The sequence below is a fragment of the Microbacterium sp. 4R-513 genome (assembly GCF_011046485.1).
Taxonomy (GTDB): domain Bacteria; phylum Actinomycetota; class Actinomycetes; order Actinomycetales; family Microbacteriaceae; genus Microbacterium.
On the sequence record NZ_CP049256.1, the window covers coordinates 1,116,016 to 1,128,690 of the forward strand.

Annotated in this window: 10 protein-coding genes and 2 pseudogenes; 6 read left to right on the forward strand and 6 right to left on the reverse strand. The window is 69.8% G+C overall.

The genetic code is table 11. The annotated features are described in order from the left end of the window. Positions 1-2 precede the first annotated feature (2 nt). From G5T42_RS04800 to G5T42_RS04815, 4 genes and pseudogenes are all read right to left on the reverse strand, one after another. A pseudogene (locus G5T42_RS04800) lies at positions 3-1,470 on the reverse strand (GH1 family beta-glucosidase). A 32-nt stretch (positions 1,471-1,502) separates the two neighbouring features. Further along, positions 1,503-2,423, reverse strand: coding sequence for a carbohydrate ABC transporter permease (locus G5T42_RS04805; RefSeq protein WP_165126189.1), 921 nt, complete (start codon positions 2,421-2,423; stop codon positions 1,503-1,505). Further along, entirely contained in the window at positions 2,420-3,472 is a 1,053-nt protein-coding gene (locus tag G5T42_RS04810; protein WP_241246044.1) for a sugar ABC transporter permease, read from the reverse strand. Before G5T42_RS04810 ends, G5T42_RS04805 begins: the two co-directional genes overlap by 4 nt. Before the next feature lie 140 nt (positions 3,473-3,612). Further along, positions 3,613-4,890 (reverse strand): ABC transporter substrate-binding protein, encoded by a 1,278-nt coding sequence (locus tag G5T42_RS04815; protein ID WP_165126193.1) that lies wholly within the window; start codon positions 4,888-4,890, stop codon positions 3,613-3,615. Positions 4,891-5,117: 227 nt separating this feature from the next. Between G5T42_RS04815 and purS the strand changes: the two genes are divergently transcribed. After that, entirely contained in the window at positions 5,118-5,366 is a 249-nt protein-coding gene (purS, locus tag G5T42_RS04820; protein WP_165126195.1) for a phosphoribosylformylglycinamidine synthase subunit PurS, read from the forward strand. Further along, a complete protein-coding gene (purQ, locus tag G5T42_RS04825; RefSeq protein WP_165126197.1) occupies positions 5,363-6,070 on the forward strand; it encodes a phosphoribosylformylglycinamidine synthase subunit PurQ in 708 nt (235 codons plus the stop codon). The genes purS and purQ overlap by 4 nt, the downstream gene beginning before the upstream one ends. A gap of 149 nt (positions 6,071-6,219) precedes the next feature. Here purQ and G5T42_RS04830 read toward each other — a convergent pair whose 3' ends face one another. Beyond that, complete coding sequence (locus G5T42_RS04830) at positions 6,220-6,651, reverse strand: DUF1761 domain-containing protein (protein WP_165126199.1); 432 nt, start codon at positions 6,649-6,651, stop codon at positions 6,220-6,222. 97 nt (positions 6,652-6,748) lie between these two features. Here G5T42_RS04830 and G5T42_RS04835 point away from each other — a divergent pair, with 97 nt between their 5' ends. Continuing rightward, positions 6,749-7,678, forward strand: a complete 930-nt coding sequence (locus G5T42_RS04835) for a 2-hydroxyacid dehydrogenase (RefSeq protein WP_241245965.1) — start codon at positions 6,749-6,751, stop codon at positions 7,676-7,678. A gap of 100 nt (positions 7,679-7,778) precedes the next feature. On the opposite strand, the gene G5T42_RS04840 is transcribed toward G5T42_RS04835, so the two are convergent. Further along, a complete protein-coding gene (locus G5T42_RS04840) occupies positions 7,779-8,300 on the reverse strand; it encodes an adenine phosphoribosyltransferase (protein ID WP_165126201.1) in 522 nt (173 codons plus the stop codon). A 74-nt stretch (positions 8,301-8,374) separates the two neighbouring features. Between G5T42_RS04840 and G5T42_RS04845 the strand changes: the two are divergent. From G5T42_RS04845 to G5T42_RS04855, 3 genes and pseudogenes are all read left to right on the forward strand, one after another. After that, positions 8,375-10,055: pseudogene (locus tag G5T42_RS04845) on the forward strand (glycoside hydrolase family 13 protein). A gap of 103 nt (positions 10,056-10,158) precedes the next feature. Further along, positions 10,159-11,172: a LacI family DNA-binding transcriptional regulator gene (locus G5T42_RS04850; protein WP_165126203.1), complete on the forward strand. Its 1,014-nt coding sequence runs from the start codon at positions 10,159-10,161 to the stop codon at positions 11,170-11,172. Positions 11,173-11,257: 85 nt separating this feature from the next. Then, a complete protein-coding gene (locus G5T42_RS04855; protein ID WP_165126206.1) occupies positions 11,258-12,487 on the forward strand; it encodes an amidohydrolase in 1,230 nt (409 codons plus the stop codon). Positions 12,488-12,675 lie beyond the last annotated feature (188 nt).

The following is a 12,675-nucleotide window of genomic DNA, read 5'->3' on the forward strand; positions in this document are numbered from 1 at the left end:
GGCTAGGCGCCGGCGCCGGACTCCGGGTCGAGCGCTCGCTCGGCGATGATCCGAGCGTATTCCCGTCCGCTGTCCTTGACCGAACGCTCCTGGGTGTCGTAGTCCACGCGCACGATGCCGAACCGCTTCTCGTACCCCCCAGGCCCACTCGAAGTTGTCGAGCATCGACCAGTAGAAGTAGCCGCGCACGTCGACGCCGCTCTCGATCGCGTCGAGGATCGCACCCAGATGCCCGCGCAGGAAATCGCTGCGCTCGGCGTCGTGGACGCGCACCTCGCCGTCGACGACCACCGGCTCGTCGTCGTAGGCGGCACCGTTCTCGGTGACGTAGAGGACGGTTCCGGCGGGGGCGGCGTACTCCTCCGAGACCCGCTGCAGCAGCCGGGTCAGGCCCTCGGGCTGCACCTCCCAGTGCATCGAGGTGCGCGGAAGCCCGCGATCGTACCAGTGCACGTCGGCGGATGCCGGGAACGGCGAGTGCCCGAGGCGATCGGTCGGGGCATCCCCACCCTCGGGCGGGTTCGGCGACGGCGTGCCGCCGACGAGCTCGCCGTGGTAGTAGTTCACCCCGAGCGCGTCGATCGGCGTCGCGATCGTCTCGAGGTCTCCCGGACGCACGGCGGCTTCCAGCGCGTCGATGGCCTCGGCATCCACTTCCCGGATGTCCTCGACGATGTCGGCGGGGTACGAGCCGAGGAACACCGGGTCGAGGAACCAGCGGTTGAACTGACCGTCGATGAGCCGCGCGGCGTTGACATCCTCGGGCTTGGACGGGTCGGCGGGATCCGCGACGGTCAGGTTCAGGGTGATGCCGAGCTCGAGCGACTCGTCGCGCTCGCGCAGCGCCCGCACCGTCTGGCCGTGACCGAGGAGCAGGTGGTGCGCGGCGAGGAGCCCCTCGGTCACGCTGTAGCGGCCGGGCGCATGGAGGCCGGCCGTGTAGCTGAGGAACGACGAGCACCAGGGCTCGTTGAGGGTCGTCCAGACCTTCACGCGATCTCCGAGGGCGTCGTGCATGTCGAGCGCGTACTCGGTGAAGCGGTCGGCGGTGTCGCGGTCGGCCCAGCCGCCCTTCTCCTGCAGCGCCTGGGGCAGATCCCAGTGATACAGGGTGAGCCAGGGCAGGATGCCGGCGCCGAGCAGCTCGTCGACGAGGCGGCTGTAGAAGTCGACGCCTTGCGGGTTGAGCGGCCCGCCGTCCGGACGCACGCGCGACCACGACGTCGAGAACCGGTACGTCTGCAGGCCCATGCTCTTCATGAGCGCGACGTCGTCACCGTAGCGGTGGTAGTGGTCGCAGGCGACATCGCCGTTGTCGCCGTTGATGACGGCGCCTGGCACGCGGCAGAAGGCGTCCCAGATCGAGGCCTTGCGTCCGTCCTCGAACGCGGCGCCCTCGATTTGGAAGGCGGCCGTGGCCGCACCGAAGAGGAAGTCGGTCGGGAACGGGCGCGCCCCGGTCGCGGTCATGTGCGAGGTGTCCTCTCTCAGAAACGTCATGATCAGCCCTTCACTGCCCCAGCCATGATCCCACTGACGAGCTGCCGGCCGGCGAAGACGAACAGCAGGAGCAGCGGGATGGTCGCGAGGATGACGCCCGCGAGCACGACGGAATAGTCGATGAAGTAGTTCGACTGCAGGAGCGACAGCGCGACGGGGAGCGTCGGGTTCTGCCGGTCCAGCACGATGAACGGCCAGAAGAAGTTGTTCCACGCCGTCACGAAGGTGAAGAGGCCCAGCATCGCCGCCGCGGGCCGCGCGGCGGGCATGCCGACGGTCCAGAAGGTGCGGAACGAGCTCGCGCCGTCGACGCGCGCGGCCTCGAGGAGCTCGTCGGGCACCGCCTGCTGCAGGTACTGGGTCATCCAGAACACGCCGAACGCCGTCACGAGGGCGGGCACGATGATCGCACCGATCTGGCCCGTCCAGCCGAGGTCGGCGAAGAGGATGTAGAGCGGCACGACGCCGAGCTGCGTCGGCACCGCCATCGTCGCGATGACGAAGACGAGGAGCCACCGGCTGCCCGGGAACCGCAGCTTCGCGAAGGCCCAGCCCGCGAGCGTCGAGAAGAAGACGACCGAGAGGGCGATCACCGCCGAGCTCCAGATGGAGTTCCAGAGCGCGAGCCAGAAGTTGACGGCCGGGTCGTTGACGACCGAGGCGGCGTTGGCGAGGAAGTTGCCTCCCGGAAGCCACGACATGTTGGGGTCGCGGATCGTCGACGAGTCGCCCGACCCGATGAGGAACGACCAGTAGTACGGGAAGACCGACCCGAGCAGGAACACCCCGAGAACGCCGTAGACGATCCAGCCGGGGCGCGAGCCGCGGATGACCCGCCGGCGGCGGCGGCGCGGGCGGCCGACCTCCTCCTCCGGTGTCTGCTTCTCGTGCGGGGCGAGGGGGATGGGGCTGACGGCGGTCATCGCGCGTCCTCCTTGCTGGATGCCGAGGGGCCGGTGGGAGCGGGGACGGATGCCGCGGCATCCGTCGCCCGTGACTGAGCCGCGACGCGCTCGCGCGCCCTTCGGGCGGCCGCTCGTCGATCGCTCCGTGACAGCGGGTTTCGGGTGCCCTCGTCGCGCACGACGCTGCGGGTCACGAGGAGGTTCACGATGCCGATCACGAGGATGATGAGGAAGAGGATCCACGCGAGGGCCGCTGCGCGGCCGAAGTTCCACTCGCCCCAGCCGATGTTGTAGAGCCAGAGCGTGATCGTGAGCCACTGCGAGTTGGCGCCGCCGGTGCCGTACTGGTCGTACATGCGCGGCTCGTCGAAGATCTGCAGGCCGCCGATCGTGGCCGTGATGATGACGAAGATGAGCGTCGGACGCAGGCTCGGAACGGTGATCGAGAAGAACTGGCGGGCCTTGCCCGCGCCGTCGACCGTCGCCGCCTCGTAGTAGTCCCGCGGGATGGCCTGCATCGCGGCGAGGAGGATGAGGGTGTTGTAGCCCGTCCAGCGGAAGTTGACCATGGTCGCGATCGCGATGTGGCTCGCGAAGGCGTTCGAGTGCCACGGCACACCGGGCAGCCCGAGGGCGTGCAGGACGTTGTTCACGAGGCCGTACTGGTCGGCGAACATCGCGTTGAAGATGAGCGCGACCGCGACGGGGGCCATGACGTAGGGGATGAGGACCCCCATGCGCCAGAAGGTCTTGGCACGGATGTTCTGGTCGAGCATCGCGGCGATGAAAATCGCGGCGATCAGCTGGGGGATGCTCGACAGCAGGAAGATGCTGAAGGTGTTGCGCAGGGCGATCCAGAACTTGGGGTTGGAGAGAACCCAGACGTACTGGTCGAGGCCGATGAACTCGCCGCTGTTGCGCACGAGATCCCAGTCCATGAACGAGATCACGGCGGTGTACGCGATCGGGAAGAGCCCGACCACGAAGAACAGCAGGAAGAACGGCGAGATGTAGAGGTACGGCGAGAGCTTGAGGTCCCAGCGGCTCAGGCGCTGCCCGAAGCCGATGCGGCGCGCGGAGCGCTCGGGCTTCTCTTCGGGAGTCGTCGCCGCGGGCGGCGTCAGGGTGCTGGTCACGACAGATCCTTCGCTAGGCAGAGCGGTTGCGGGCCCGGGGCAGGGCCCCGGGCCCGCAACCTTCGTTCCGATTACTTCAGGGCGTCGACTTCAGACACCCACTGGTCCCACGACTCGGCGGCCGACTGCGACTTGTCGACGTCGACGCGGGTGAGCGCCTGCTGCATGGCGTCATTGATCTGGAAGTACTTCTCGCCCTTGAACGGCGCGACCGTCACGGCGTTGGCGCGGTCGGTGAAGATCTGGCCGACCGGGGCGTTGTTGAAGTACTCGTTCGTGTTCGTGAGCAGCGTCTGGTCCTCGAGGGCCTTGACCTGGCTCGGGAAGGTGCCGGCGTTCTCGAACGCCTTGATCTGCGTCTCGGGCGAGGTCAGCCAGTCGGCGAGCGCCTGCGCCTCCTTGACGTGCGGGCCGTTGGCGGGGACGGTCAGGTACGAGCCGCCCCAGTTGCCGCCGCCGTTCGGGAAGACGTTGGCGACGTTCCACGTCGTGACGTCCTGCGCGTTGCCCGAGATGACGCCGAGCATCCAGCCCGGGCAGAGCATCGTGGCGAAGGCGCCGTTGGACAGGCCGGCGAACCAGTCGTCCGACCACTGGCCGAGGTGCGCCGACTGCGCTGCGCTGGCCGCGGTGACCTGGTCGTAGATGTCCTTGACCTCGGGGTTCTCGGTCGCGATGATGTCGCCCGTCTTGGGGTCCTCGTACGCGGCCTTGACCTGGTTGATCATGCCCTGGTACGTACCGCCGGCCGAGTCGAAGAACGCCTTGCCGGTCGCCGTGGAGTACTGGGCGCCGACCTCGAAGTACTTGGCCCAGTCGCCCTCGAGGAGGGTCGCGACCTCGGCCGGGTCGGTGGGCAGGCCAGCCGCCTCGAACAGGTCGGAGCGGTAGCAGATGGCCTCGGGCCCGATGTCGGTGCCGTAGCCGATGAGGTTGCCGTCGGCGTCGGTCGCGGCCTCGGTCTTCCAGTCGAGCCAGCGGTCCTTCAGGTCGTTCGGGACCGGCGCGAGGAGGTCGGAGTACTTCATGACCTCGGGCAGCCAGTCGACCTCGATGGCCTCGATGTCGGCGAGGCCCTTCTTGCCGAGCTTCTGGAAGTAGTTTGCGCGGGCGTCGTTCGACGTGGCCGCCTTGTTGTGAACGATCTTCACCTCGGGGTGCTCGTCCTGGTAGGCGGCGAGCAGCTCATCGGTGTAGCCGAAGTCGTTGAAGGTCGCGACCGTCAGCGTGACGGGGCCATCGGACTCCGAGGGGGAACCGCTGCTGCCCGCGCAACCCGCGAGGACGATGGCGGAGGTGGATACGGCGACCGTCGCGATCGCGACGTGACGCAGTGCGCGTGATTTCACGTGTCACTCCTTTGTGGTGGACAAGTTCGAGGGACGCTCCCCGACACGGGACTTCTGCTGTGGGAGCGCTCTCACCGGACGGAGGAGACGCTATGGGATCGCTCCCACGGATGTCAAGGGAGCGCTCCCACGGAACGGTCACAGTTCGGTCACGGCCGGCGGGAGGGCCGGCTTTCCGCGGGCCGTAGACTGGACGCGATCATCCTCCCGACATCCGGAGCTTTCGTATGCCCACCATCGTCGTCGACGTCATGCCCAAGGCCGAGCTGCTGGACCCGCAGGGGAAGGCGGTCGCCGGCGCCCTCGACCGGATCGGCGTTGCCGGCTTCACCGGTGTCCGGATCGGCAAGCGCTTCGAGCTCGCCGTTGAAGGCGAGGTCGACGAGGCGCTCCTCGAGACGGTGCGCAAGGTCGCCGACGACGTCCTGTCGAACTCGGTGATCGAAGACGTCGTCGGCATCGAGGTGGTCGAATGACCGCCCGCGTCGGCGTCATCACCTTCCCCGGCTCGCTCGACGACCGCGACGCGCAGCGCGCTGTCCGGATCGCCGGCGGTGAGCCGGTCGCCCTCTGGCACGGCGACCACGACCTCAAGGGCGTCGACGCGCTCGTGCTGCCGGGCGGCTTCAGCTACGGCGACTACCTGCGCGCAGGGGCCATCGCGGCGCTCGCGCCGATCATGGCCGAGGTGAAGGATGCCGCGGCCAAGGGCATGCCGATCCTGGGCATCTGCAACGGCTTCCAGATGCTGGTCGAGGCCCATCTCCTGCCGGGCGGCCTCATCCGCAACGCGCACCAGCAGTTCATCTGCCGCGACCAGCGCCTGCGCGTCGAGAACACCTCGACCGCCTGGACGAGCGACTTCACCGAGGGCCAGGAGATCGTCATCCCCCTCAAGAACGGTGACGGCGGCTACATCGCGGATGCCGAGACCCGCGCCCGCATCGAGGGCGAAGGCCTCGTCGCCTTCCGGTACGTCGGGGTGAACCCCAACGGCTCCGTCGACGACATCGCCGGCCTCACCAACGAGCGCGGCAACGTCGTGGGACTCATGCCCCACCCCGAGCACGCCGTCGAGCCGGGCTTCGGTCCCGACACCTCCGCCGCCATGCGCTCGGGCGTCGACGGCCTGTCCTTCTTCACGTCGGCCCTCGCGGCGGTCGTCGGCGCCGCGGCGTAGCACCTGCATCGCTGCGGCGCGGCGGCATCCTTCCCCATCTTTGAAGTTCGGAGATTCGCGTCAACCTCGGACCGATACCGCGGTTTCGTCCTAATCCGGCGCGGATCTCCGAATTCGGTGCGGGTCGGCCGGGTCCGACGGCGGGCGGGTCAGACGGTGCCGGCGGGCGGCCAGACGCCGAGGATGATCGCCATCACGAGCACGGTCACGAGCTCGTGCGCGATGTTGAGCACCGTGAGCGAGGTCGGACGACCCTCGAACGCGTCGTGCGTGATGAACCGCGCCGCCGTGAAGCCGGCCCACAGGGCGACCGCCGTGACGATTGCGCCCCACAGCCAGCTGCCGCCGTAGAAGTGCCAGGCGATCGCGATCGAACCGGCGAGAACCCACGCCGTCACGAAGCTGACCAGCACCGTCACGAGGATCGGCACGACGGCCGTGGCGCCGGGGCGGTTCATGTCGACCTTGGCGAGCCGCGCCCATCGCGTGCCGAACACCTTCGGGGTGTACCAGATCGTGCCGACCACCATGCTCGAGGCCGTCGCGAGCAGCACCGCCCAGTAGTTGATCTCGGGGACCATCGTCGCCTCCTCGTCTCGCCGCGCACGGCATCCGCTGGCGCGAGGTTATCGCCGCCCTGCGGCGCCGCCCGCGCACCGCGCCGGTAGCGTGGAGCGGGTGAGCACCAGCATCCGGTCGATCGTCGTCTCCGTGCCCACCGAAGAGCTCGCGCAGGATCTCGGCCCCCTCCCCGAGGGCGTCGAGGTCGTCGTGTGGTCGATGGACGGTCCCGCCCCGCGCGAGGCGTTCGACATCGTCGTGCCGCCGTACATGAAGATGGCGAAGGTCCTCGACCGCCTGGAGGGCGTGGACGTCGGTCTCGTGCAGGGCCAGTCGATCGGCTACGAGGGCGTCGCTGACGTCCTCCCGCCGCACCTCCGCTTCGCGAATGCGACGACCGTCCACGAGACATCGACCGCTGAACTGGCCGTCGCCCTGACCCTCGCGTCGCAGCGGCAGCTCGACCTCTTCGCCGTCAACACCGCGAAGGGCGTGTGGGCCCCCGTCTTCGCCGAAAGCCTCGCGGACCGACGCGTGCTCCTGCTCGGCTTCGGCGGCATCGGCAAGGCCGTCGCCGCGCGCCTCCTTCCTTTCGAGGTCGAGCTGACGGCGGTCGCGAGCCGGGCGAGGGACGAGGACGGGATGCCGGTGCACGGCGTCGACGAGCTCCCCGACTTGCTGCCCCAGGCCGAGATCGTCATCGCGTCGCTCCCCGGCGGCGACGCGACGCGGCACCTCATCGACGACGCGTTCCTCGCGGCCCTGCCGGACGGAGCCCTCGTCGTCAACGTCGGTCGAGGACCCCTCATCGCCACCGACGCGCTCGTGGAGCACGTGAAGCGCGGGCGGATCCGGGCGGCGCTGGACGTGACCGACCCCGAGCCGCTCCCGGCGGACCACCCGCTGTGGGGGCTCCCCGGCGTGCTGATCTCGCCGCACGTCGGCGGCGCGTCGACCGCCATGCGGCCCCGCATCGCCCGTCTCGTGAAGCGGCAGGTCGAGCACCTGCTGCGCGGCGAGGAGCCGGAGAACGTCGTCATCGGCTGAGAGCGCGGGCGCTCCGTCGCGTGGAGGGTCGGCGCGTTTCGTCTGCGGCGCTGCGCGCCTCCGCTCAACGATCGGATGCTGAGCGGGCCGGCGGCCTGTGTCAGGCGTGGAAGAGGGAGTGGACGTCGCCGACGACCTCGCGTCCGCCGAGTGCGTCGAGCTCCATGAGCACGCTCGTGCCGACCACCGTGCCGCCGAGGGCCGCGACCAGCGAGTGTGCGGCCTCGATCGTGCCGCCGGTGGCGAGCACGTCGTCGACGAGCAGCACACGCATCCCGTCGGTGATGTCGTCGTGCGCCTCGATGGTCGCCTCGCCGTATTCGAGCGCGTATGAGACGGATGCCGCGGGCCGGGGCAGCTTGCCCGCCTTGCGGATGGGAACGAGGCCCACGTCGGCCGCGATCGCGACGGCGCCCGCGAGGATGAACCCACGGGCCTCGATGCCGGCGACGACCTCGAACTCGCCGGCGAAGGGCTCGATCATGGCGTCGATGCACGCGCGGAGGGCCGCGGCATCCGCCAGCAGAGGCGTGATGTCGCGGAACAGGACGCCCGGCTCGGGATAGTCGGGAATCGTCCGGATGAGCGATTCGGCGTGGGCGAGCCGAAGGGAAGTGGTCACCGCGCCACCCTACTCGGCGCACTCATAGAGGCCGCCGAGGAAACAATGTAAGCGCTTGCAGTACCCTTGTCTGCATGACTTCGCCCGAACTCGACCTCGCCGACGAGCGCACGGATGTCCCCGGCGCCGAATGGTGGCGCACCGCGGTCATCTACCAGATCTATCCGCGCTCGTTCTCCGACAGCTCCGGCGACGGCGTCGGCGACCTCCCCGGCATCACTTCGCGCCTCGATGACCTGAAGTCGCTCGGCGTCGACGCCCTCTGGCTCAGCCCCTTCCAGCGTTCGCCGCAGAAGGATGCCGGCTACGACGTCGCCGACTACTGCGATGTCGACCCGCTCTTCGGCACGCTGGGCGACTTCGACGACATGCTCGCCGCAGCGCACGCCCGCGGCATCCGCATCATCGTCGACCTGGTGCCGAACCACTCGTCTGACCAGCACGCCTGGTTCCAGGAAGCACTGGCCGCGGCGCCCGGCAGCCCTGAGCGCGCGCGCTACCTCTTCCGGGACGGGAAGGGCCTCGACGGAGACGTGCCGCCGAACAACTGGGAGTCGGTGTTCGGCGGTCCGGCGTGGACCCGCATCATCGAGCCCGACGGCACGCTCGGCCAGTGGTACCTGCACCTCTTCGACTCGTCGCAGCCCGACTTCGACTGGTCGAACGAGGAGGTCCGCGCCGAGTTCCGCCGCATCCTGCGGTTCTGGCTCGACCGCGGGGTCGACGGCTTCCGGGTCGACGTCGCGCACGGCCTCATCAAGGCCCCCGGCCTGCCCGACTACACGCCCGACCCCGAGGGTGGCTCGATGGGCGGCGACGAGGCGGACGTCCCGTACTGGGGTCAGGACGGCGTCCACGAGATCTACCGCGACTGGCACGAGGTGCTCGCCGACTACGACGGCGACCGCGCCCTCTGCGCCGAAGCCTGGCTGCCCACGCCCGAGCAGACGGCTCTGTGGGTGCGCCCCGACGAGATGCACCAGGCGTTCAACTTCGCGTACCTCGAGACGGGATGGGATGCCTCGGCCCTCCGCGAGGTCATCACCGACTCGCTCCGTGCCTACGGCGGGGTCGGCGCCCCGAGCACCTGGGTGCTCTCGAACCACGACGTCGTGCGCCACGCGTCGCGCCTCGCGCTTACTGCCGAGAACCCGCAGGGCCACGGCATCGGACCGAAGTCCGTCGGCAAGCCCATCGCCGATGTGGGACTCCCGCCGCGCCCGCGCCGCCACGACGGTGATGCTCAGCCTCCCCGGCTCCGCCTACCTGTTCCAGGGCGAGGAGCTCGGCCTGCCCGAGGTCATCGACCTCGACGACGACTCCCGCCAGGACCCGACGTGGTTCCGCACCGGCGGCGAGCGCTACGGACGGGACGGATGCCGCGTGCCCATCCCGTGGTCGTCGCATGCCCCCGCCTACGGCTTCAGCCCGACGGGAGAGTCGTGGCTGCCGCAGCCGGCCGAGTGGGCGACGCTCGCGCGCGACGCGCAGCTCGAGGACGAGGCATCCACACTCTCGCTCTACCGTTCGCTGCTCGCGGCCCGTCGGGCACGTCACCTCGGCTCGGGTGCGCTCGAATGGCTCGACGGATTCGACCCGCAGGTCCTGGCATTCCGCAACGGGAATGTGACGGTCGTCGCGAACACGGGCGACACGCCGGTCGCGCTGCCGGACGGTATCGTGATCGCGTCGAGCGGCCCGCTCGGAAAGGCCACGATCCCGGCCGACACGGCGGTGTGGCTCGCCGACGACTGATGGCGGGAGCGTGAGGCGGTCCGCCGCCTCACGCCGACAGCCGGGGTGAAGACGCATCCGGCGTGGGCCGGCGGAAGATCGCACGGCGAGAGGAGGTGACGACGTGGTCAGCATCGATGAGGTGGCTCGCGCAGCGGGCGTCTCGACGGCGACGGTGTCACGCGCGCTCAGCGGGCGCGGCCACGTGTCGGACCCGACTCGCGCCCGGGTGGAAGCCGCCGCGAAGAGCCTCGGCTACGTCGTCTCGGCGTCGGCATCGAGCCTCGCCTCGGGGCGCACGCGCAACATCGGCGTGCTCGTCCCGTTCCTCGACCGGTGGTTCTTCAGCACGGTCCTGAGCGGCATCGCAACAGCGCTCCAGCGCCGCGGCTACGACATCACGCTCTACACGCTCACCGCCGACCGGTCCCAGCGACGCGAGATCTTCGACACGTTCCTGCGTCGGCAGCGCATCGACGGCGTGATCGCGATCTCGATCGAGCTCGGCGAGGAGGAGACCGATCTGCTCCTCGAGCTGAATCTCCCGGTCATCGCGATCGGCGGTCCGAACGCCAAGCTCACGACCCTCACGGTCGAGGATGCGACGGTCGCGCGCCTGGCGACCGAGCACCTCATCGCGCTCGGGCACCACGCGATCGCGCACATCGGCGCGAGCCCCGAGTTCGACATCGACTTCCACATCCCGACGCAGCGCCGGCAGGGCTTCGAGCAGGCGCTGGCGGATGCCGGTCTCCCGGCGCGTCCGGAACTCTACGAGCCCGCCGACTTCACGATCGAGGGCGGATTCCGCGCCGCGAAGCAGATACTCGGGCGGCCCGGCGCCAATCCGACGGCGATCTTCGCGGCATCCGACGAGATGGCGATCGGCGCGCTGCTGGCGGCCCGCGAGCTGGGCTACCGCGTGCCGGAGGACCTCTCGGTGATCGGTATCGACGGTCACGAGCTGGGCGAGTTCTTCCGCCTGACGACGGTCGACCAGTTCCCCCTCGGTCAGGGCGAGCGCGCCGCCGATGCGATCCTCGCCGAGCTCGAGATGCCCCAGGGCGAGCGCGGCGCCCGCTCGGACCTCCCGTTCGAGCTCATCGTGCGCGGTTCGACGAGCCGGCTCCCCGCCTGACGACCCGGTCGGGGCCGGGGGGTCCTCGTGGGCCCCGCGCCCCGGCCTCGGAAGGGTGCCCCCGGCCCGGGATAGGCTCGTCCGCATGACGATCGACCTCGAGGCCCTGTACATCGACCTGCACCGGCATCCCGAGCTCTCGTTCCAAGAGACCCGCACGGCGGGGATCGTCACGCAGCGCCTCACCGAGCTCGGCCTCGAGTTCGAGGAGGGCCTCGGCAAGACCGGTGTCGCGACGAGCATCGAGAACGGCGAGGGGCCCGTCGTGTGGCTCCGCGCCGACATGGACGGCCTCCCCGTCGAGGAGCGCACGGGCCTCGCATATGCCTCGACGGCCCGCGGCGTCGACCCGGCCGGCACGGACGTGCCTGTGATGCACGCGTGCGGCCACGACATGCACGTGACCTGCCTGCTGGGAGCCCTCGAGCGCCTCCTCGAGACGAAGGACGAGTGGTCGGGAACCGTCGTCGCCGTCTTCCAGCCCGCCGAGGAGTACGGCGCGGGCGCCCAGGCGATGATCGCCGACGGTGTGCTCGACCGCTTCCCCAAGCCCGACATCGTGCTCGGCCAGCACCTCACGCCGCTCCCGGCCGGCACGATCGGCGTGCGCTCGGGCACGCAGATGGCGGCCTCGGACGGCCTCACGGTCGTGCTGCACGGGCGGGGCGGCCACGGCTCGCGGCCGCACTCGACGATCGACCCCGTCGTCATGGCCGCCGCGACCGTCATGCGGCTGCAGACGATCGTGTCGCGCGAGGTCGACCCGCGCGACGTCGCCGTCGTGACGGTCGGATCGATCCACGCGGGCCTCAAGAACAACATCATCCCGGCCGAGGCGAAGCTCGAGCTCAGCCTGCGCTACCCCGACGACGAGGCGCGCGAGCGCGTGCTCGAGAAGGTCGAGCGCATCGTGCGCGCCGAGGCCGCGGCATCCGGAGCCGAAGAGGAGCCCGTCATCACGACGGACCACACGCTCCCGCCCACGATCAACGACGTCGCCGCGACCGACCGGCTCACCCAAGCGTTCGACGCAGCCTTCGGCCAGGGCACCGTCGTCGACCCGGGCATGTTCACGGGCTCGGAGGACGTCTCGTGGTTCGCGCGCGAGTCCGGCGTGCCCCTCGTGTACTGGTTCTGGGGCGGAGTGGACCCGCAGGCATACGCCGAGGCATCCGCTGCCGGCACGCTCGAGCGCGACATCCCGACCAACCACTCGCCCTTCTTCGCGCCGGTTCTGCACCCCACCATCGAGCGCGGCGTCGACGCGCTCGTCGTGGCGGCGCAGGAGTTCCTCGAGGCCCCCGGAAGCGACTGATCCGGGCGTGAGGAAAGCGTAAGGATGCCCCTCCCGATGCGTCCTCACGGTTTCCTTACGAGTAACATCGCCCGCCGTGACGAACGATAGTCGCGAGCCCGGCTCGGCAGAGTCGCCCATCGCGAAACGCATCCTGATCGGCGACCCGCTGTCGACCGAGGCGGCCGACGAGCACCTCCTGCCGAAGA